The 20405-nt window shown below is 66.6% G+C and carries 19 protein-coding genes, 2 pseudogenes and 1 riboswitch; of the genes and pseudogenes, 11 read left to right on the top strand and 10 right to left on the bottom strand.

The features are described 5' to 3' along the window. Positions 1-4 precede the first annotated feature (4 nt). Entirely contained in the window at positions 5-940 is a 936-nt protein-coding gene (locus tag ACETMP_RS11745; RefSeq protein ID WP_375161072.1) for a carbohydrate kinase, read from the top strand. A gap of 7 nt (positions 941-947) precedes the next feature. Here ACETMP_RS11745 and ACETMP_RS11740 read toward each other — a convergent pair whose 3' ends face one another. Further along, positions 948-1835, bottom strand: a complete 888-nt coding sequence (locus tag ACETMP_RS11740) for a LysR family transcriptional regulator (protein WP_375161891.1) — start codon at positions 1833-1835, stop codon at positions 948-950. Positions 1836-1959: 124 nt separating this feature from the next. Here ACETMP_RS11740 and ACETMP_RS11735 point away from each other — a divergent pair, with 124 nt between their 5' ends. From ACETMP_RS11735 to ACETMP_RS11705, 7 genes and pseudogenes are all read left to right on the top strand, one after another. Further along, positions 1960-3381: an amidase gene (locus ACETMP_RS11735; protein ID WP_375161890.1), complete on the top strand. Its 1422-nt coding sequence runs from the start codon at positions 1960-1962 to the stop codon at positions 3379-3381. Between the two features lie 84 nt (positions 3382-3465). Further along, complete coding sequence (locus tag ACETMP_RS11730) at positions 3466-4416, top strand: ABC transporter permease (RefSeq protein ID WP_375161071.1); 951 nt, start codon at positions 3466-3468, stop codon at positions 4414-4416. Continuing rightward, positions 4413-5300, top strand: a complete 888-nt coding sequence (locus ACETMP_RS11725) for an ABC transporter permease (protein ID WP_375161070.1) — start codon at positions 4413-4415, stop codon at positions 5298-5300. Before ACETMP_RS11730 ends, ACETMP_RS11725 begins: the two co-directional genes overlap by 4 nt. Positions 5301-5302: 2 nt before the next feature. Beyond that, positions 5303-6317 (top strand): annotated as a pseudogene (locus tag ACETMP_RS11720) (ABC transporter ATP-binding protein). Continuing rightward, on the top strand, positions 6314-7321 hold the full coding sequence (locus ACETMP_RS11715) for an ABC transporter ATP-binding protein (RefSeq protein ID WP_375161069.1): 1008 nt from the start codon (positions 6314-6316) through the stop codon (positions 7319-7321). The pseudogene ACETMP_RS11720 and the gene ACETMP_RS11715 overlap by 4 nt, the downstream one beginning before the upstream one ends. A 55-nt stretch (positions 7322-7376) precedes the next feature. Then, positions 7377-8870, top strand: coding sequence for an ABC transporter substrate-binding protein (locus tag ACETMP_RS11710; RefSeq protein WP_375161068.1), 1494 nt, complete (start codon positions 7377-7379; stop codon positions 8868-8870). A 342-nt stretch (positions 8871-9212) separates the two neighbouring features. Further along, positions 9213-10073, top strand: coding sequence for a L,D-transpeptidase (locus ACETMP_RS11705; protein ID WP_375161889.1), 861 nt, complete (start codon positions 9213-9215; stop codon positions 10071-10073). 62 nt (positions 10074-10135) lie between these two features. Here the strand turns inward: ACETMP_RS11705 and ACETMP_RS11700 are convergent, their stop codons facing one another. Together ACETMP_RS11700 and ACETMP_RS11695 are read right to left on the bottom strand one after the other, a co-directional pair. Continuing rightward, on the bottom strand, positions 10136-10762 hold the full coding sequence (locus ACETMP_RS11700) for an alpha/beta hydrolase (RefSeq protein ID WP_375161067.1): 627 nt from the start codon (positions 10760-10762) through the stop codon (positions 10136-10138). After that, positions 10759-11697: a ring-cleaving dioxygenase gene (locus tag ACETMP_RS11695; protein WP_375161066.1), complete on the bottom strand. Its 939-nt coding sequence runs from the start codon at positions 11695-11697 to the stop codon at positions 10759-10761. Before ACETMP_RS11695 ends, ACETMP_RS11700 begins: the two co-directional genes overlap by 4 nt. Before the next feature lie 128 nt (positions 11698-11825). Between ACETMP_RS11695 and ACETMP_RS11690 the strand changes: the two genes are divergently transcribed. After that, positions 11826-12734 (top strand): LysR family transcriptional regulator, encoded by a 909-nt coding sequence (locus ACETMP_RS11690; RefSeq protein ID WP_375161065.1) that lies wholly within the window; start codon positions 11826-11828, stop codon positions 12732-12734. Positions 12735-12760: 26 nt separating this feature from the next. Here the strand turns inward: ACETMP_RS11690 and ACETMP_RS11685 are convergent, their stop codons facing one another. From ACETMP_RS11685 to cobU, 5 genes and pseudogenes are all read right to left on the bottom strand, one after another. Further along, positions 12761-12946 (bottom strand): hypothetical protein, encoded by a 186-nt coding sequence (locus tag ACETMP_RS11685; protein ID WP_375161064.1) that lies wholly within the window; start codon positions 12944-12946, stop codon positions 12761-12763. Positions 12947-13089: 143 nt separating this feature from the next. Then, positions 13090-13902, bottom strand: a pseudogene (locus ACETMP_RS11680) (response regulator); the annotation flags it as partial. Positions 13903-14050: 148 nt separating this feature from the next. After that, positions 14051-14683, bottom strand: a complete 633-nt coding sequence (gene bluB / locus ACETMP_RS11675) for a 5,6-dimethylbenzimidazole synthase (protein ID WP_375161063.1) — start codon at positions 14681-14683, stop codon at positions 14051-14053. Positions 14684-14687: 4 nt separating this feature from the next. Then, positions 14688-15470: an adenosylcobinamide-GDP ribazoletransferase gene (gene cobS / locus ACETMP_RS11670; protein ID WP_375161062.1), complete on the bottom strand. Its 783-nt coding sequence runs from the start codon at positions 15468-15470 to the stop codon at positions 14688-14690. Further along, positions 15467-15970, bottom strand: coding sequence for a bifunctional adenosylcobinamide kinase/adenosylcobinamide-phosphate guanylyltransferase (gene cobU / locus ACETMP_RS11665; RefSeq protein WP_375161061.1), 504 nt, complete (start codon positions 15968-15970; stop codon positions 15467-15469). Before cobU ends, cobS begins: the two co-directional genes overlap by 4 nt. Before the next feature lie 121 nt (positions 15971-16091). Here cobU and cbiB point away from each other — a divergent pair, with 121 nt between their 5' ends. Continuing rightward, a complete protein-coding gene (cbiB, locus tag ACETMP_RS11660) occupies positions 16092-17033 on the top strand; it encodes an adenosylcobinamide-phosphate synthase CbiB (protein WP_375161060.1) in 942 nt (313 codons plus the stop codon). An 11-nt stretch (positions 17034-17044) separates the two neighbouring features. Further along, positions 17045-18010 (top strand): threonine-phosphate decarboxylase CobD, encoded by a 966-nt coding sequence (gene cobD / locus ACETMP_RS11655; protein ID WP_375161059.1) that lies wholly within the window; start codon positions 17045-17047, stop codon positions 18008-18010. Here cobD and ACETMP_RS11650 read toward each other — a convergent pair. Next, positions 17999-19447, bottom strand: a complete 1449-nt coding sequence (locus ACETMP_RS11650) for a cobyric acid synthase (protein ID WP_375161888.1) — start codon at positions 19445-19447, stop codon at positions 17999-18001. The genes cobD and ACETMP_RS11650 overlap by 12 nt on opposite strands. Positions 19448-19452: 5 nt before the next feature. After that, on the bottom strand, positions 19453-20088 hold the full coding sequence (gene cobO / locus ACETMP_RS11645; RefSeq protein WP_375161058.1) for a cob(I)yrinic acid a,c-diamide adenosyltransferase: 636 nt from the start codon (positions 20086-20088) through the stop codon (positions 19453-19455). A 40-nt stretch (positions 20089-20128) separates the two neighbouring features. Further along, positions 20129-20348: riboswitch (cobalamin riboswitch) on the top strand. Positions 20349-20405 lie beyond the last annotated feature (57 nt).

The raw sequence follows: 20405 nt of genomic DNA, 5'->3' as shown, positions 1-20405 counted from the left end.
GGACATGCTGATTGCTTGCGGCGATGCGCTGATCGATTTCGTGCCGACGCGAACCGCCGAGGGGCGCGAGGCGGTGATGCCGGCCGTCGGAGGCTCCTGCCTCAATGTCGCGATCGGCATGGCGCGGCTGGGCGCGCCGGCCGGCTTCGTCGGCGGCATCTCGACCGATCTGTTCGGGCGGATGATCGCAGATCATGCTACGGCCTCTCACGTCGATCTCGATCTCGCGACCCGCAGCGATCATCAGACCACGCTCGCCTTCGTCCGTATCGTCGCCGGCGAGTCGCACTACGCCTTCTACGATGCCGAGACCGCGACGCGGAACTGGACCTACCGGCGTGGGTCCATTCGCTTCGACACGATCGAGGCCGTCCATGTCGGCTCGACCACCCTGGTCAATGATCAGGGCGCGGCCGAGACCAAGGCCCTGATCGCGGACGCGCGGGCGACCTCGACGATCTCCTTCGATCCGAATTGCCGGCCCAATCTGGTCAAGGACAAGCCGGCCTATCTCGCGCGCATGGCGGAGTTCGCGAACCAAGCCGATCTCATCAAGATGTCGGACGTCGACTTCGATTATCTCTTCGGCGAGGAGCCGTATCCGCAGCGCGCGCGCGTGCTGCTCGGGCAAGGCTCCAGCCTCATCGTCATCACCCGCGGCAATCATGGCGCGATCGCCTGGCACGCGGGGGCAGGGCAGATCGAGGTCGAAGCACCCAAGGTCGATGTTGCCGACACGATCGGCGCGGGCGACAGCTTTCAGGCGGCGCTGCTGTTTGCCCTGCACAAGCAGGGACGCATGGCGCGGGAAGCATTGAAGGACATCAGTGTCGACGAGCTCCGCCGCGCGCTGTCCTTTGCCGCCAATTGCGCCGGCCTGACCTGCACTCGCCCCGGCGCCGATCCGCCGTGGAGCCACGAGGTCAAGTGGAGCTGGTAGCGCTGCCTCACATTCGTGCGACGGCCTTCTCGGCGCATTTGAGAAATCTGGAGATCAGCGGGCTCTGGGAATCCCGTCGCCAGCACACCGCGATGTCGATGGAATCGGCTGCATCGCGCAGCGGCCTGAACACGATGCCGTGTGGCGCGCCGAGCTTGGCGCAGGCCGGCACGATCGCAAAACCTTCGCCGGCGAGAACCAGGCTCATCGCCGAATGCACCGTCTCCACCCGGCTCGCGATCGGCATCACGATCTGATGCCGACGCAGCAGGGCCGCGACTGCGGAGGAGGCCGGATCCTGCTCCGGCGGCGGCAACGCGATCAGCGGGCGGCCCTGCAACCGCTCCATCGGCACCGCACTGAGCCGTGCGAGCGGCGAGCGGATCGGCATTGCCAGCATGAATGGCTGTGCCCCGATCCGCGCCACCTGGATCTCGGGATGGTTGATGGCCGGCATGCACAGCGCGACCGTGACGCTGCGATCGAGCAGCCGGGCCTCGCGCGTCGATGCGCTGAGCTCGGCGAAGTCGAGATCGATGCCCGGAATGGATCGCCGCAGCTCCGGAATCAGAGAGGGCAACATCGCATTCGCCAGCACGAACATGTAGCCGACCGAGAGCCGCCCGCGCTTGCCGGCGGCGACCGCGCGCGCGGCTTCGGCGCCGTCGACGGCCAGCGCCAGCGCCTCGCTCGCGCGAGCCAGCAGCGCCTGGCCGGCCTCGGTCAGGTCCATGCCACGGGTGCCGCGGCGGAACAGCGGCGCGCCGATCTCGGCCTCGAGCTTGCGGATCTGGACGGAAAGTGGCGGCTGCGCCATCCGTAGCCGCTCGGCGGCCTTGCCGATGCTGCGCGCCTCGGCGACGGCGACGAAATAGCGGAGCCGGCGAAGATCCATTGGCATACCGAAAACGTATGGGTTGACGATTAAAATCGTATTGGACGGCGAGTTAACAAAACTGTCATTCTCGCTGTCAATGTCCTCGGGCCAACGGCGGCCCACTTCGGAGCGTGATGTGGCGATCAACGGCGACCCCTGTCTCTTGTCCGCAACCGAGCTGCGCGGCCTGATCGCCGCAAAGCGGATTTCGCCGGTCGAGATCGTCCGTGCCGTGCTCGCGCGCGCCGAGGCGCTTCAACCCGAGTTGAACTGTTTCATCACGCTCTGTGGCGAGGAGGCGATGGCGCGGGCGCGCGCGGCCGAGCGCAAGCTGATGGCCGGTGAGCCGCTCGGTCTGCTGCACGGCATCCCGGTCACCGTCAAGGACATCGTCAACACCAGGGGCGTCAGGACCACGTTCGGCGCCGTTCCCTACAAGGACAACGTGCCGACCGAGGACGCCGTCGCGGTGGCGCGGCTGCGCAGCGAAGGCGCGATCCTGATCGGCAAGACCACCACGCCGGAATTCGGCAGCAAGTGCCTGACGGATTCGCCGCTGTTCGGCCGGACCCGCAACGCCTGGGACGCGTGCCGCTCCTCCGGCGGCTCCAGCGGCGGCGCGGCGGTTGCGGTCGCCAGCGGCATCGCACCGCTTGCGATTGCGACCGATGGCGGCGGCTCGACGCGGATTCCCGCCGCTTGCAACGGCGTAGTCGGCCTGAAGCAGAGCAACGGCATCATCCCGCACAGCCAGGCGTTGGATGTTTTCGGCAACCAGACCTATGTCACACCCACGACGCGCACCGTCGCCGACACCGCGCTGATGATGCAGGCGATGGCGGGGGAGGACGCCTGTGATCCCTGGTCGATCGGCGTGCCCGTGCCTGACTTCATCGGCAGCGCCGCCCCGCGCGGCGATCTGCGCGGGCTCAGGATCCTGTACTGCCTGACGCCGCCGGGCCGTCCGGTGTCCGCGGAGGTCGCCGCCAATTTCAAGGCGAGCCTCGACCGGCTGGCAGGGCTGGGGGCCGAGCTCGAGGAATTCTCGGGCGACGGTTTCGACATCGAGCCGATCTGGCGCGCCATTAACCACACGGTCTGGCGCACGCGCTTTGCCAAGCTCGCCGCGGAGCACAAGGACGTGCTGAGCGAGGCTTTCCTCAAGCAGCTCGCACTCGCCACCGAGGTCAGCGGCGTCGACTACCAGGAGGCGATGTTCGCGCGCACCGCACTGTTCCGCCGGGTGCAATCGTTGCTTGCGCGCGGACACCTGCTGGCGATGCCGACCCTGACGCGGACCGCGCTGCCGATCGGCCAGGACCTGTTCGGCACCATCGAGATCGACGGTCGGCATTTCGACAGCGTCCGGCCGCATTGGTTCCCCTGGACCATGCCGTTCAACATGACCGGCCATCCCGCCATCAGCCTGCCCTCAGGCTTCGGCCGTGACGGCTTGCCGATCGGGCTGCAGCTGGTCGGCCGCTTCCGCGCGGATGCGGAGCTGCTGCGCATCAGCGCATTGTTCGAGGCCTCCGCAGGCCTTCTGTCCCGCTGGCCGGAATGACGACATGCCCCCGCAGCAAAAGGCTTGCCTCTCTCGTCCGGACATGTTGATCGTGCCGCAGCTGAGCCCTGAAGCCGAGCGCGCATGAGCGTATTTGTCCTCCGACGTCTGGTGACCTTGCTGGCGACGCTGATCGGCGCATCGCTGATCATCTTCCTTGTGCTCGACGCACTTCCCGGCAATGCCGCGCAGATGCTGATGGGCGCCGATGCCTCGCCGGACGCGGTGCGCGCGCTCACCATCAAGCTCGGTCTCGACCAGCCCCTGGCGGTTCGCTATCTGCAATGGATCGAGGGACTTCTCTCCGCCGATCTCGGCAATTCCTATGTCTATGGCACGCCGGTCGCCAGCCTGATCGGGGAGCGGCTGCTGCTGACCGTTCCGCTCGCGATCATGGCCATGGCAATCACGGTGACGCTGGCGCTCTCGGCCGGCATCTATACCGCCGCCAACCACAACAAGCTCGGCGACGTCGGCGTGATGTCGCTGACGCAAATCGGCATCGCGCTGCCCAATTTCTGGTTTGCGATCCTGCTGGTGCTGTTGTTCTCCGTGCGGCTGCAATGGCTCTCGGCGGGCGGCTTTGCCGGCTGGGAAGACGGCATCTGGCTGGGCTTCAAGTCACTGCTGCTGCCGGCGATCTCGCTCGCGGTGGTGCAGGCCGCGATTCTGGCGCGCGTCACGCGCTCCGCCGTGCTCGAGGTGCTGCGCGAGGATTTCGTCCGTACCGCGCGCGCCAAAGGGCTCGGCAAGCGCGAGGTGCTGTGGAGTCATGTGCTGCGCAACGCCATGATTCCCGTGATGACGGTGATGGGCCTGCAATTCGCCAATCTGCTGGCTGGCACCATTGTGATCGAGAACGTGTTCTACCTGCCGGGTCTCGGCCGCCTGATCTTCCAGTCGATCGCCAACCGCGACCTGATCGTGGTGCGCAATTGTGTGATGCTGCTTGCGACCATGGTCGTCATCGTCAATTTCGTGGTCGACGTGCTCTACGCCTTCATCGATCCCCGCATCAAGGTCCACGACCTGTGAGCGCGCCCATGACCATCGACGCGCCGCTCGCCACGAGGCCGCTGCCGGCCCGGACCTTCTGGCGCCGTGCGCTGCGCCACCGCAGCTTCGTCCTCGGCGGCACGTTGAGCCTTCTCGTGCTCGTCTCGGCACTCCTGTCGCTGGTGTGGACGCCGTGGTCGCCTTACGAGATCGACATCGCCTCGAAGCTGCGGCCGCCGTCGGCGGCGCATTGGCTCGGCACCGATTCCTTCGGCCGCGACATCGTCTCGCTGCTGCTCGCCGGCGCCCGCTCCACCATCATGGTCGGAATCATCGCGGTCGGCATCGGTCTCACCTTCGGCGTCACGCTCGGCCTGATCGCTTCGGCGCGGCGCGGCTGGACCGAAGAGATCATCATGCGCTTCTCCGACTTCACCTTCGCCTTTCCGGCCGTGCTGTCCGCGATCATGCTCGCCGCGGTGGCGGGGCCGGGCATGGTCACCTCGATCGTCGCGATCGGCATCTTCCAGATCCCGACGTTGACGCGGCTGACGCGGGGCTCGGCCAATGCGATCTGGGCCCGCGAATTCGTGCTGGCCGCGCGCGCCGCGGGCAAGGGGCGCTTCCGCATCACCATCGAGCACGTGCTGCCGAATATCCTGTCGATCCTGATCGTGCAGGTCACCATCCAGTTCGCGCTCGCCATTCTGGCCGAAGCGGCGCTGTCCTATCTCGGTCTCGGCACGCAGCCGCCGCAGCCGTCCTGGGGACGGATGTTGAACGATGCGCAGACCCTGCTGTTCCAATCGCCGATGCTCGCGGTCTATCCGGGCGCGGCGATCGCGATCGCGGTGCTGGGCCTCAATCTGCTCGGGGACGGCTTGCGCGACCTGCTCGATCCCAGATTGGCGCGCGAGCGATGACCATGACCGAGCGCTCCGACATGCCGCTGATCGAAGTTGAGAATCTCGGCGTCCGCCTCAACACCAGTCGCGGGCCGGCGCAGGCCGTACGGGGCCTCAGCTTCTCGCTGAAGCGCGGCGAGACGCTCGGGCTCGTCGGCGAGGTCCGGTTGCGGCAAGTCGATCACCGCAATGTCGCTGATGGGACTGCTGCCAGATAGCGCCGTGGTCTCGGGCAGCATCAAGCTCGACGGCCACGAGCTCGTGGGATTGCCGGATGCGGATTATTGCCGCCTGCGCGGCAACCGTATCAGCATGATCTTCCAGGAGCCGATGACCGCGCTCAACCCGATGCACACGATCGGCGATCAGGTCGCCGAGCCGCTGCGGCGGCACAAGACATACTCGGCGGCGCAGGCGCGCAGAGAGACGATCGCCTTGCTCGACCGCGTCGGACTGCCCGATCCGGCGCGGCGCGTCGATGCCTATCCGCACCAGTTTTCCGGCGGCCAGCGCCAGCGCATCACCATCGCGATGGCGCTCGCCTGCGAGCCGGACCTCTTGATCGCGGACGAGCCGACCACCGCGCTCGACGTCACCATCCAGGGACAGATCCTCGACCTCATTGCCGATCTCGTCGAGGAGCGCGGCATGTCGATGATCCTGATCTCGCACGATCTCGGTGTCATTGCCGAGAACGTGCAGCGCATGATGGTGATGTATGGCGGCGCCGTCGTCGAGAGCGGACCGACCGACGAGGTCTTCCGCCGCATGGGCCATCCCTACACGCAGGGCCTGTTCCGCGCGCGGCCGAAGCTCGGCGCACGCAAGGGGACGCGGCTGCAGACGATATCGGGCACGGTGCCGGAGCTGGCCGATCTGCCAACGGGGTGCACCTTCTCCGACCGCTGTCCGCTGGTGATCGATGCGTGTCGCGCCGCACTGCCGCCGATGGTGGAGGTCGGACCGCGCCATGGCGTGCGCTGCATCAGGACCGACGTGTCGATGGCAGAACGTGTCGGAGCGCTGACCGCATGACCGCCGCTCCGCTTCTCGACGTGAAGGATCTCGAACAGCGCTATGCGCTGCCGCGGGAAAGCCTGTTTCGTGCGCCGGGCCAGGTGCGTGCGCTCAATGGTGTCAGCGTGCAGGTGGCCGCGGGCAAGAGCCTCGGCGTCGTCGGCGAATCCGGCTCGGGCAAGTCGACCTTCGCGCGGCTGGTGATGGCGCTGGAGCGGCCGACGTCGGGACAGGTCGCGCTGCTTGGGCGAGATCTCAACCGCATCCCCGCCGATGAATTGCGCCGCGCCCGCCGCGATTTCCAGATGGTGTTCCAGGATCCCTACGGCTCGCTCGATCCGCGCCAGACCATCGCGCGCATCGTGGCCGAGCCGCTCACCGTGCTGGAGGGAGCCGACCGCTCCACGTTCCGCGACCGCGTCGCCGCCGCGCTGCGCCAGGTCGGCTTGCGCGATGCCGACATGGAGAAATATCCGCACGAGTTCTCGGGCGGCCAGCGCCAGCGCATCGCCATCGCGCGCGCGCTGATCACCCAGCCCAAGCTGATCGTCGCCGACGAGCCGGTCTCCGCGCTCGACGTCTCCGTGCAGGCCCAGGTGCTGAACCTGATGCAGGATCTTCAGGAGCAGTTCGGCCTCAGCTACATCCTGATCAGCCACGATCTCGCCGTCGTCGATTATCTCTGCGACGAGGTCGCGGTGATGTATCTCGGCCGCATCGTCGAGCAGGGCCGGCCCGAAGACCTTTTCGAGCATTGCGCTCATCCCTATACGCGAGCGCTGCTGGAGGCGGTGCCGCGGGCACGTGCCGGCGGCGGTCGGCGGCGGCGGCGCGGCGGCCAGGCCATCGCCTCGCAATCGGCGGCGGCGGCCGGATGCCCCTATGTCGCGCGTTGCCCGCTCGCCGAGCAGCATTGCCGCGAGGCCCTGCCTGCGTTACGCAAGGTCGGCGAGGGACACCTTGCCGCCTGCCACAGGGCGGAGGCCGTGATGGCGTTGCCGCAGGTCGCGATGGAAGGTTAGTGTCCGGAGCCGGATTGGCGTAGGCTGAAGAACGGAACAGGCCGGGGAGTTACGCATGTTGAGGAAATTATCGATTGTCGCCGTAGCGGCTGCGCTCGTCGCGGCGCCTTTGCCCGTGCTGGCGCAGAGCAAGAAGGACAGCGTCGTCATGGGGATGACGCTGGAGCCGCCGGGGCTCGATCCGACCAATGCCGCTGCGGCTGCGATCGCCGAGGTCACGCTCTACAACATCTACGAGACGCTGACCAAGATCAACGAGGACGGCTCGGTATCGCCGCTGCTGGCCGAGAGCTGGACTGCTTCGCCCGATCTGAAGACCTACACGTTCAAGCTTCGCAAGGGCGTCAAATTCCACAATGGCGAGCCGTTCGATTCCGCGACGGTGAAGTTCTCCTTCGAACGCAACGCCGCGCCGACCAGCACCAACAAGGACAAGAGCCTGTTCCAGGCGTTCGAGAAGGTCGACGCGCCCGACGCCGACACGATCGTGATCACCCTGAAATATTCCGAGCCGAACCTGCCGTTCCTGCTGGGACAGGCGAGCGGCTCGATCGTCGAGCCCAAGAGCGCGGCGACCAACGTCACCCAGCCGGTCGGGACCGGACCCTATCAGCTGGGTGCCTGGGCCAAGGGCTCCTCGATCACGCTCAACAAATGGGCCGACTATCGCAACGCCTCCGCAATCAAGCTCTCGAAGGTGACGATCCGCTTCATCTCCGATCCCGCCGCCCAGGCCGCGGCGCTGCTGTCGAACGACGTCGACGCGTTTCCGCGCATCGCCACCCGCGTCGTTGCCCAATTCAAGAGCGACCCGCGCTTCACGGTGCTGATCGGCGGATCCAGGGCCAAGACCATCGTCGCGATCAATCATCGGAAGAAGCCGCTCGACGACGTCCGCGTTCGCCGCGCCATTCTCGCGGCGATCGACCGCAAGGCGTTGATCGACGGCGCCGTCGAGGGGTTCGGCACGCCGATCGGCAGCTTCTACACGCCGGGATCGCTCGGCTATGTCGACACCACCGGCGTCAATCCCTACGACCCCGAGAAGGCCAAGAAGCTGCTCACTGAAGCCGGCGTCACCACGCCGCTCGAGCTGTCGCTGAAGCTGCCGCCGCCGCCCTATGCGCGGCAGGGCGGCGAGATCGTCGCGGCCCAGCTCGCCAAGGTCGGCATCGTCGCCAAGATCGAGAACGTCGAATGGGCGCAGTGGCTGTCGCAGGTGTTCGCCGGCAATGGCCCGCACAATTTCGACCTCACCATCGTCAGCCATGTCGAGCCGTTCGATCTCGTCAAGATCACCGAGCCCGACTATTATCTCGGCTACAACAACGAGAAGTTCAACGCGCTCTACAAGCAGATCGTGTCGACGCCGGAGCAAGACGCCCGCGCCAAGCTGCTCGGCGACGCCCAACGCATGCTCGCCACTGACGCCGTCTCCGCCTACCTGTTCCAGCCGCAATGGCCGACCGTCATCAACAAGAAGCTGAAGGGCGTCTGGAAGGAAGTCCCGCAGTTCGAGAATGATTTCTCGGCCTGGGCCTGGGAGTAGGAAAGCGCGACCAAGGCGAGCGCGTCGGTTCAATCTTGGCCTCTCCCCGTCGCGGAGAGGCCAATCGTTTGGCAGGCCCGAAGCAAAAACTGAAAAACAACCCCATGCACAGTAGCCGGGCGTAGTCATTTCAATGGCTTGCGCGTTGTGCGTTCGATGGTCGAGGCGGTGCGCGGGGACCATTGTCCCGTCGGGCGAAACAGCGATATTCGCAATTCCTCAGCTGCGGAACCGGAGTCCGCGTTAACCATCGCTGACGGTTTCAATCCGAACGCAATCGCTTCGAAGTTTCTTAAATTTTGCCGGGTTACCTCTGTTGGGCATGGTGACCTGGGGAAGCATATGAGCAAGCGGGCCAAACGCAGGAAGGCGGAGACGCTCGCGATACCAATGGCCGCCAGAGTTGCAATTGGCGCGGTGGCCGTGGCCGCATTGGGCTACGGCTTGCTGTCTCGCCCGGCGAGCGTGCAGCCGGCACGGAAGCCGTCAGCGCCGCAGGCCCAGGCATCGTCAACTCCGGTCTATGTGGCACCTCCGGTTCACGCAGCAGCGCCGCCTCCGGCTCCGATTCCGGCACCGGCGCCTCTGGTCGAGCCACCAAAAGCCGCTGACGGTCCCGGCGCTTTTGTCCGGCAGGTGGTTGACTATGCAAGCCGCCAGGCACCGGGCACCGTGATCATCGATACCAAGAACACGTTTCTTTATTTCGTCCTGAACGAGACGCAGGCGATGCGCTACGGCATCGGTGTCGGCCGCGAAGGTTTCACATGGTCCGGTGAGCAGACCGTGGCCCGCAAGGCAGAATGGCCGGATTGGCATCCGCCCGCGGAGATGGTCACCCGTCAGCCTTACCTGCCGCGGTTCATGGCAGGTGGCCCCGGCAACCCGCTCGGCGCCCGGGCGATGTATCTGGGCGACACTGAATACAGAATTCACGGCACCAACAAGCCCGATACGATCGGGAAGCGGGTTTCGTCCGGCTGTATCCGGCTCACCAATGAGGATGTCGTCGACCTCTATGAGCGGGTGAAGATCGGCGCGAAAGTGATCGTGCTTCCGACGAGTGCTGCGCGTCGACCATCCCAGGGCGTGCCGTCCGACGCCGCTTTCCGGTTGCCGGACCCGGCATCGCCGTCGAACCGGTCCTTGGCAGCCAACGCGAAGATGCCGTCGTCTGGACCGGAAATCACCGAGGTCCGGTAATTCACCCCTCCGTCTGAGTGAAGGCGGCGGCGCATCGTTCGGAAAACGATGCGCCGCCTCTCTCATGCGGCTTTCGCCTCGACATTGCCGATCCAGTCGCGAGCGAGCGTCAGGTCGGCTTGCGACAATTGATGGCCCGCCGGCAGGATCCTGTGGGTCACGCTCGCGCCAGCTTGCGAGAGCAGGGCCGCAAGCCTGGCCGAATTGTCGGCCGGCACGATCGGATCGCCCTGACCGGACAGCAGCAGGATCGGCTTGCCGGCGAGACCGGTCGTTGGCGGATCAGACAGTGGCACCATCGCGCGCAGCAGGATCGTGCCGGCAAGCACGTCCGGCTCCAGCAGCAACAGCGCGGCGGCGATGTTGGCGCCGTTGGAGAAGCCGACCGCGACAGGCGCGGCGATGCCGTAGCGCTGCCGCGCTTCGCTCACGAAGTCGCCGAGCTCATGCGCGCGGCGGCGCACATCGTCCTCGTCGAACACGCCTTCCGCGAGCCGGCGGAAGAAGCGCGGCATGCCATGCTCGAGCACGCGGCCGCGCGGCGACAGCAGGGCCGAGCCGGGCGAGATCATCTTGCCCAGCCCGAGCAGGTCGTTCTCGTCACCGCCGGTGCCGTGCAGCAGCAGCAGCGGAGGGGAGCCCGCGCGGGTGGCGGGCTCGAAGCGATGGATGAAGGCGCTCTCGGTCATGACACGGTCTCTTCCAGGCTCGGCAGCACGCCCTCGATCTGCTCGCGGTGCTGCTCGAGGAATGCAGGCAGCTTGAGGTCGCGCCCCAGCGTCGCGACGGGCTCGTCGACGGCGAAGCCAGGGATGTCGGTCGCGATCTCGAACAGCACGCCGCCGGGCTCGCGGAAGTAGATCGAGCGGAAGTAGTTGCGGTCCCTCTGCTCGGTCGGATGCAGGCCGTGATTGCCCACGAGCATTTGCGCCATCCTGCCTTGCTCGGCATCGTCAGCCGCGCGGAACGCGATGTGATGGACCGAGCCGCCGCCCTGATGCCCGCGCAAGAATCCCTTGGCCTCGTAGATGTCGACGATGCTGCCTTCGGCATCGCCCGCAGCCTTGAAGCGGATCACCGAGCCCTCGCGGCCGGTCTCCTTGAAGCCGAAGACGTCGGTGAGGACGGCGGCGGTCTTCGCCGCGCTGTCGAGCAGCAGCGTCACGCCGTGAAAGCCGCGGATCGCATGCTCGGCCGGCACGTCGCCATTGCTCCAGCCGGGCTCGCCTTCGGCGCCGGGAATGCCGACCAGCGCGAGCGCCATGCCGTCGGGATCGGTGAACGGCAGCACGGACTCGCCGAAGCGCTTCTCCAGGGCCTCATAGGCAATGCCCTTCTCGGTGAAGCGCTGGGTCCAGTAGCCGAGCGAGCGCTGCGGCACGCGGAAGGCGGTCTGATGGGTCTCGCCGACGCCGCGGCGTCCGGGCGACACGCCGGCCCAGGGAAAGAAGGTCAGGATGGTGCCGGGGCGGCCGGTCTCATCGCCATAATAGAAGTGATAGGTGCCGGGATCGTCGAAATTGACCGTTTTCTTGACGAAGCGCAGGCCCAGATCCCGCGTGTAGAAGCCAAAATTGCGGATGGGATCGCCGGCGATCGCGGTGACATGGTGCAGTCCAGACATGGTCGTCCTCCTGAGTTCGGGGAGCGTCTTGCTCTGGCCGGAAATATTGTTCCGCTTTGGATTGGAGACAATCCATGCAAATATGACGGCTATGTCTACGATTTGGAAACAATCGGCAAAGGCGGCCCTTGGATAAGCTCGGCAGCCTCCGGGCCTTCGTGAAGGTGGTGGAAAGCGGCAGCTTCGCGGAAGCCGGCCGGCAGCTGCGGCTGTCGCGCTCGGCGATCAGCAAGTACATCGCCGACCTCGAGGAGAGCCTCGGCGTCCAACTGCTGATCCGGACCACGCGGCACGCTAGCCCGACCGAGAACGGCAAGCGCTATTTCGAGCGCGCGCTCGTCATCCTCTCGGAGGTCGAGGCGGCCGACCAGGCGGTGACGCAGGCGCAGTCGGCGCCGCGCGGGCTGCTGCGCGTCAACGCACCGATGTCGTTCGGCACCATGCGGCTCGGTCCGGTGCTCGCCGATTTCATGGCGCGATACCCGGAGCTGCAGCTGCAGATCGTGCTCAGCGACGATCTGCTCGATCCGGTCCAGGACGGCTTCGACGTGACCTTGCGGATCGCGGAATTGGAATCGTCGAGCCTGATCGCGCGAAAGATCATGCCGGTGGCGCGCATGATCTGCGCGTCGCCGGACTATCTCTCGCGGCACGGCACGCCAAAACATCCGCAGGATCTGCGCGAGCATAATTCGCTGACCTACGGCTTCCTGCTGACCGGCAATCAGTGGAAGCTCACGGGCCGCGACGGCGACCACTGGATCCAGCCGGCCTGGTCGCTGTGCGTCAACAACGCCGAGATGCTGCGCGACGTCGCGATCAAGGGCAGGGGGCTGGCGCTGCTGCCGGAGTTCATCGCTGCCGATGCCTTGAAGAGGGGCGAGCTGCGAACCGTGCTGGGCGATTATGCCGCGCCGCCGCTCGCGCTCTATGCGGTGTATCCGCCGACGCGGCATCTGTCGGTGAAGGTGCGGCTCTTCATCGACTTCCTGGTTGAGCGGTTCGGGCGGGAGGACGAGGGCGTGCAGGCGCGTTGAGGCGGATATCTGTGGACCTGCGCATATCAGCTCTCAATCACGATCCGAATGTCCACGTCCGCGCCGATGCGCACATGCCTGCGCGGATCGTGTTCCGCTATCGCCAACGCAAACTCGTGAAGCATCTGTGTCAGCTCGGGCGCCAGCGCGACCGAGTTTGCGATCGTGATCACATAGGGCGGCTCGAGACCATTCATCCCGCCGCCGAACATCGAGATCGAGAAATGCTCCCAAGATGTCGCCGTGCCATTCCGGCGCTCCAATCGCGACCTTGAGCGCGCGTCGAAAATCTCGAGCGGTTTTCCAGCTGCTCGCGTCGAGTTCAATTTTGTGCATGGCGTGTCGAAGGCGATGTTTAGCCGACGGTGCGCTGCTCTTCCGGCCGTAGCAATTCGTCCAATGCCTTCATCGAGGCCTCCCGAAGCGCTGCGAGCTCGTGCGCGGCATTTTCGCATTCGGCGGGAGAGAACGAGGGCGCCGCCAGCTCGACCTCGCGGCAGCGTTCGAACAGGCGGACGAGGCCGAGCGCGGCGGCGGCGCTGCCGAGCTGGTGCGCGGAACGCGCCAGCTGCTTGTGATCGCCAGCCGCCGCGGCGCCGACGATGTCGGCGATCAGCCCGTCGCTGGTTGCCTGCAGCAGATGGTACAGCTTTGCTATCTGGGTCGGGCCCAGCAGCTCCCGCTGGTCGTCGAGAAATTGCCGGTCAATCAATGCGCCCGCGGCGAGCTGCGCGGCGGCCGGCTCGGCTTCCGGATCGTTCTCGATCGCCTCGCGCAACGCGCCGATCAGGATCGGCTTGCTGATGATCCGGACGATGCCGGCGTCCGCGAGCCGCTCGCGCGCGCTGGACGATACGTCCGCCGTCACGGCGATGATGCGCGGGACGTTTGGCAGATCGAGTGCGCCGATCCGGGTCGCAGCCTCGACGCCGTCCATGTCGGGCATGTGCAGATCCATCAGGATGACGTCGAACGGACGATCGCGGGCGAGCGCGACGGCCGATGCGCCGTTCCTGGCGATCGTGGGGTGATGGCCGAGCCGCTTCAGGATCGCTTCCCCGACCTCGCAATTGACGGGATCGTCGTCGACCAGCAGCACGCGGCGCGGCCGCGACGGCGGCGGCAGCGCGCCTTGCGCGACGCCATTCGCAGCGTTTGGCAGCCCGATACCGTATTCGTACGCGGCCCGAGAGCAGCTGTTTCGAACTTAGTCCCCTCGACGGCGTCTTGTAACGCCCTGTGATTGCTTCCGCCTTCGCCAAGGCTTCGGCGGGACAAGTCGCTGCGCTCGCGACGACGGAGCATCGTCCGGCGGGCTAACGCCGCAGCGTAAACTCATCCGCTCCGCGCCGATACTCCCATTTCGCCTGCTCCAGCTCGGGCTGGTCGCATTGGGCTTCCGGATAGCCGATGCAGAGATAGGCGATGAACTTCCAGCCATCTGGCACGTCGAGGATGGCGTGCACGCGATCCGGATTGAGGATCGACACCCAGCCGAGGCCAATGCCTTCCGCGCGCGCGGCGAGCCACATCGCGGTGATGGCGGCCACCACGGAATATTCCGTGGTCTCCGGCATGGTGGCGCGGCCGAGACCGTGGCCGATGTCGCCGGTCTTGTCGGCGAACACCGCAAGATGTCCGGGCGCCTGCTCGAGGCCCGACAGTTTCAGCGTGGCGTAGCGTGCGGCGCGCTCGCCGGAATAGCAGCTCAGCGCATCGGCGTTGCACGCCCTGAAATCGTCGATCACGGCGCGGCGGCGCGCGGCATCGTCGACGATGACGAAGCGCCAGGGCTGGCTGAGGCCGACCGAGGGCGAGAGGCAGGCGGTCTCGATCAGGCGGTCCATGGCGCCGTCCGGCAGCGGATCGGTGCGAAAGCGGCGCACGTCGCGGCGCCACACGAACAGCTCGCGCAATTGCCGGCGGAAGCTGTCGTCGAATTCGACCATGAGGTCAGCCTCCGATCTGGAAGGAAGCGGCGACCAGCAGGATGATGATCTCGCCCAGCTGTTCGAACGCGCCGAGGATGTCGCCGGTCTGCCCACCGATCTGGCGGATCGCAAGCCGCGCCAGCATCAATCCGGCGAGCGACAGCAGGATGAGGCCGACCAGCGCCTTGCCCGGCCCCAAAGCCAGGACGAGCGAAAGCATTCCGACGGCAAAGGCGAGGGCGATGCTCCGGCCCGGCGGCGCGCCGGCGCTTGCCGACAGACCGTCCGGCCGGGCGGGCGGGACCAGGGCCATGAAGGCCGGGACGCCGGCGCGGGCAGCAGCATGCGCGGCGCAAAGCGCGAGTGCGACGGCAACCGGATCGGCGATGGTCGCGAGCGCGCTCCAGCGCAGGCCGAATGAGAGGATCAGCGCGCAGACGCCGTAGGTGCCGATGCGGCTGTCGCGCATGATCTCCAGCTTGCGCTCGCGCGTGCGGCCGCCGCCGAGCCCGTCGGCGGTATCTGCAAGACCGTCTTCGTGCAGCGCGCCGGTGATGAGGGCGGTCGTAACCAGGGCGAGCAGGGCAGCAAGGCTCGGCGTCAGCCCGAACCACATGGCGCCCTTGTAGGCGAAAGCGCCGGCAAGGCCGACCAGCAGTCCCGCGACGGGGAGCGCCCAGGTCGCGCGCGCGATTGCGCCGTCACCTGCCGGCTTCGACGATGCCACGGGAAGGATCGTCACGAACGATGCCGCCACCCTGAGATCGGCGACAATGTCTTTGAGAATCTCGGCGCGCGGCGTCATTTCAGTTTCATGGGAAGGCCGGCGACGACGAACTCGACCTCATCGGCGGCGGCCGCGATCATCTGGTTCATGATCCCGGCGGCATCGCGAAAACTGCGCGCCAGCGCATTGTCGGGCACGATGCCGAGGCCGACTTCGTTGGTGACGAGGACGACGGGGCTGTTCAAACGGGGCAGGGCGCCGGCGAGTTCGGTCACGTCATGCTCCCAGTCGCGCGTCGCATGCATCAAATTGGAGAGCCACAGCGTCAGGCAGTCGACCAGCCGTGCGCCGCCGCCATCGCTCGCGACCAGTGCGGACACGAGATCGAGCGGCACCTCACGCTCGATCCAGTCGGTTCCGCGCCTCGCGCGATGCTTGGCGATACGTGCTTCCATCTCGGTGTCGAGCGCCTCGGCCGTTGCGACATAGACGGGCTGCCCGGGAAAGGCGCGCGCGCGCATTTCCGCGCGCTTGCTCTTGCCCGATCGTGCTCCGCCCGTGATCAAGATGACGGCCATCAAGGTCTCCTTTGGGCCTGACTAATCACCAAACGCGGCCAAAGACAAAGCCGAAATCGGGCATGGAGGGGCTTGCGCTCGCGCCTTGCTTTGCGCAACAGGGGCAGGACAGGAGGCAGGGTTGAGCTTTGCGGGCGCGATGGTGGTGGCGATGGCGGTGGATGCCTTCCTGGGCTGGCCGACATGGCTGTTCGCGCGGATTGGCCATCCCGTGACTTGGCTGGGGCGGCTGATTGCGGCCATCGATCGCGGCTGGAATCGCGCCTCCGATCCCCCGGCGCTGCGCCGCGCAGCCGGCATCGCCGGAGCACTCTTGGTGATTGCAGCCTCCGTCGTGCTCGGCTGGATGATTCAGTCGTTGCTACCCGAAGGTTGGATCGAGATCGTGCTGATCGGCATGCTGGCCTGGCCGCTGGTCGCGCTGCGCTCGCTGCATGATCACGTCGCGGCGGTCGCGACCCCGTTGCTGGCCGGCGATATCGCCAGCGCCCGCGCGGCGGTCTCGCGGATCGTCGGTCGCGATCCCGCGGCGCTCGACGAGGCCGGCATCGCGCGTGCGGCGATCGAGAGTCTTGCCGAGAACACCTCCGACGGTATCGTCGCCCCGGTGTTCTGGGGCGCGCTGTTCGGCCTTCCCGGCATTCTGGGCTACAAGGCCATCAACACCCTGGACTCCATGATCGGCCATCGCAGCGAGCGGCACGAAGCCTTTGGCTGGGCCGCGGCACGCATCGACGATGTCGCCAATTTCATTCCGGCGCGTCTGACCGGGTTCCTGTTCGTGCTGCTGGCGCCAAGGCGGTCCGAGGCGCTGTCCTGCATGACGCGGGATGCGCGCCGTCACCGCTCGCCGAATGCCGGCTGGCCCGAAGCGGCGATGGCCGGCGCACTCGGCGTGCGCCTCAGCGGTCCCCGCATCTATCATGGCAGCATCACGAACGAACCCTGGCTCAACGAGGGCGCGCGCGATCCGCTTGCCGCGGATATCAGCGAGGGACTGACGGTCTATCGCCGCGCCATGCTGTTGCTCGCCGGCGTGCTTGCGATCCTGGCCTTCGCGTGAAAGAACGGGGCATGCGCGAGCACGGCGGAAATCTCGATCAAGCCCAAAAGCGTTTTGGTGGACGCGCCGAGGACTGGATCGACTTGTCGACCGGCATCAACCGGTTGCCTTATCCCGTCGGCGAGGTGAGTGCGCGCGCGTGGAGCGCGCTGCCCTCGCGCGCCGAGATCGACGCTCTGCATCATGCCGCGCGGCACGCCTATCGCACCAGCGCGCCGATCATCGCGCTCGGCGGCGCGCAGGCCGCCATTCAATTGCTGCCGCAGCTCGCGCCGCCCGGCCGCGCGCAAATTCTCGCGCCGACCTATAATGAGTATGCAGGCGTGCTGTCGGCCGCGTGCTGGGATGTGCAGGAGGCTGGCGAGCTCGACGCGCTGGCCGGTGCGGATCTCGCCGTCGTCGTCAATCCCAACAATCCCGACGGCCGGAATCATGCGCCGAAGGATTTGCTGGCACTGCTGCCGCGCGTCGGCCGCCTCGTGATCGACGAGAGCTTTGCCGACGCCGTTCCGATGCTGTCGCTCGCATCCGAAGCGGATCGGCCGGGGCTGCTGGTCCTGCGCTCGTTTGGAAAATTCTACGGGCTTGCCGGCCTGCGGCTGGGCTTTGCTCTCGGCGATGCCGCCGACATCGCCAGGCTCGCTGAGCTCTCGGGCCCGTGGCCGGTCTCGGGCGCAGCAATCGCAATCGGCTGCGGTGCCTTGCGCGATGAAGCCTGGGCCGAAGCAACGTCGGCGCGGCTCGCGCGCGACTGCGTCCGCCTCGACGAGATGGCGCGCGCGCAAGCCTGGACCCCGATCGGCGGTACGCCGCTGTTTCGTCTTTACCGGACGCCTGACGCGCTGGCTGCGCAGGAGAAGCTGGCTCATGGCCATATCTGGTCGCGCGTGTTTGCGCGAGAGCCGACATGGCTGCGCCTCGGGCTTCCCGGCAGCGAAGCCGAATGGACGCGCCTTGCCGAAGTGCTAGCGCGCTAGCGCGAGCAGGCCATCGACGTCGAGATGTTTCTCGATGTGATCGGCCAGCGCCTCGAGCGCGCTTTCGACCCGGCCCATATAGGGCTCGTTGCCGGCGGGAATGTCGAGCCTTGCCAGGTACGCCTTGCGGAAATCATCCGACGTGAACAAGCCGTGCAGATAGCTGCCCTGCACGCGGCCGTCGCGCGAGATCGCGCCCTCCGGCTCGCCGTTCAGCTTTGCGAAGGGGCGGGTGCGATCCGGTCCGTCGGTGCGCCCGATGTGGATTTCGTAAGCCTCGATCGGGTGGTTCGTGGCGGCATGCACGGCCGCGACACGCGTCAGCGTCTTCTGCGGGCTCATCACCGTCTCGACATCCAGCAGCCCAAGTCCGGGCGTATCGCCTGCGGGGCCCTCGATGCCATCAGGGTCGGCAACGCTGCGCCCCAGCATCTGGTAGCCGCCGCAGAGGCCGAGCACGTGGCCGCCGCGGCGATGATGCGCGAGCAGGTCGATGTCCCAGCCCTGCGCGCGCAGGAAGGCGAGATCGCCGCGGGTGGATTTCGAACCGGGGATGATGACGAGGCGGACGTCCCCCGGAATCGCTTCACCCGGGCGCACCATCACGAGATCGACGCCTGGCTCCAGCTTCAGCGGATCGAGATCGTCGAAATTGGCGATGCGCGACAGCGCCAAGCACGCGATCTTGCATTGGCCGGGCTTGCGCGCGTCGCTCAGGCCGAGCGCGTCCTCGGCCGGGAACTCGCCGGCGCGGGCAAACCAGGGCAGCACGCCGAAGCCGCGCCAGGCGGTCTTGTGTTCGATCAGCCTGTAGCCATCGTCGAACAGGGTGGGATCGCCGCGGAATTTGTTGATGACGAAGCCCTGGATCATCGCGGCATCCTCGGGGTCGATCACCGTCTTGATGCCGACGAGCTGCGCGATGACGCCGCCGCGGTCGATGTCGCCGACCAGCACGACGGGCACGTCGGCCTTGCGGGCAAAACCCATATTGGCGATGTCGGACTTGCGCAGGTTGACTTCCGCCGGACTGCCGGCACCCTCGACCAGCACGAGGTCAGCGCGCGCCTTCAGCCGCTCGAAACTCTCCAGCACCGCGCTCATCAATGACGGCTTCATCGCGGCGTAGTCGCGCGCGCGCACTGTCGCGATGCGCTTGCCGTGAACGATGACCTGGGCGCCGACATCGGTCTCGGGCTTCAGCAGCACCGGGTTCATGTCGGTGTGCGGCTCCACGCCGGCGGCGAGCGCCTGCAGCGCCTGCGCGCGTCCGATCTCGCCGCTATCGATCGTGACGGCCGCGTTGTTCGACATGTTCTGCGGCTTGAAGGGGAGCACGCGCAGGTCCCGCCGGGTGAAGGCGCGCGCAAGGCCGGCCACGATGAGCGATTTGCCCACGTCCGAGCCGGCCCCCTGGATCATCAGCGCACGTGCCATCGGCATCAGAACTCGACGCCGGCCTGCGCCTTGATGCCGGAGCGGAAGGGATGCTTGACCAGCGTCATCTCGGTGACGAGATCGGCGATCTCGATCAGCTCGTCCTTGGCGTTGCGTCCGGTGAGCACGACATGCGTCAGCGGCGGCTTCGAGGTGGTCAGGAAGTCGACCACCTCGGCGATGTCGAGATAGTCGTAACGCAGCGCGATGTTGATCTCGTCGAGCACGACCATGCGCAAGTTCTCATCTGATATCAGCTCCTTGGCCTTCTCCCAGCCGGCGCGCGCAGCGGCGATGTCGCGGGCGCGGTCCTGCGTCTCCCAGGTGAAGCCTTCGCCCATGGCGTGGAACTGGCAGAGCTCGCCGAAATGGCCGGTGAGCAGGCGCCGCTCGCCGGTGTCCCAGGCGCCCTTGATGAACTGCACGACCGCGCAGGGGAAGCCATGGGCGACGCAGCGCACGATCATGCCGAAGGCGGAGGACGACTTGCCCTTGCCGGCGCCGGTGTGAACGATGATGAGGCCCTTTTCGCCGCTCTTGGTCGCCATGATCTTGTCGCGGGCGGCTTTCTTCTTCGCCATTTTCTGGGCGTGCCTGGCGTCGGTTTCCTCAGGTGTTTGGGTGTCCGGTTCAGGCGTCATTGGATCCGGTCCTTCGGCTTGACAAGAGGCGGCCACCGGCAAATGGTGGCCCGGCGTTGGTTCCTGTCCTATGACAGGCGAAGAGGGAATGCGATAGGGTCCGAATCGGCAAGATTTGGATCCAAAATGCAGCCGCCCCCGCGACCGTGACCGGAGAGATGCCCAAAGCCACTGATTCCCCAGGAATCGGGAAGGCGGGGATCGAAGGGCAAAACCCTGCTCCGCAAGCCGGGAGACCTGCCAGCGCGGACGAGTTTTGGACCGGCGGACGGGGTGTTCCGCGACGGGGAAACGGGCCTTCTGACGAATGGTCCGTG

This window comes from Bradyrhizobium dasycarpum, from assembly GCF_042019905.1.
Classification (GTDB): Bacteria; Pseudomonadota; Alphaproteobacteria; order Rhizobiales; family Xanthobacteraceae; genus Bradyrhizobium; species Bradyrhizobium japonicum_B.
Note: the sequence above shows the minus strand (reverse complement) of the source record. Positions and strands in the feature narration are given on the sequence as shown.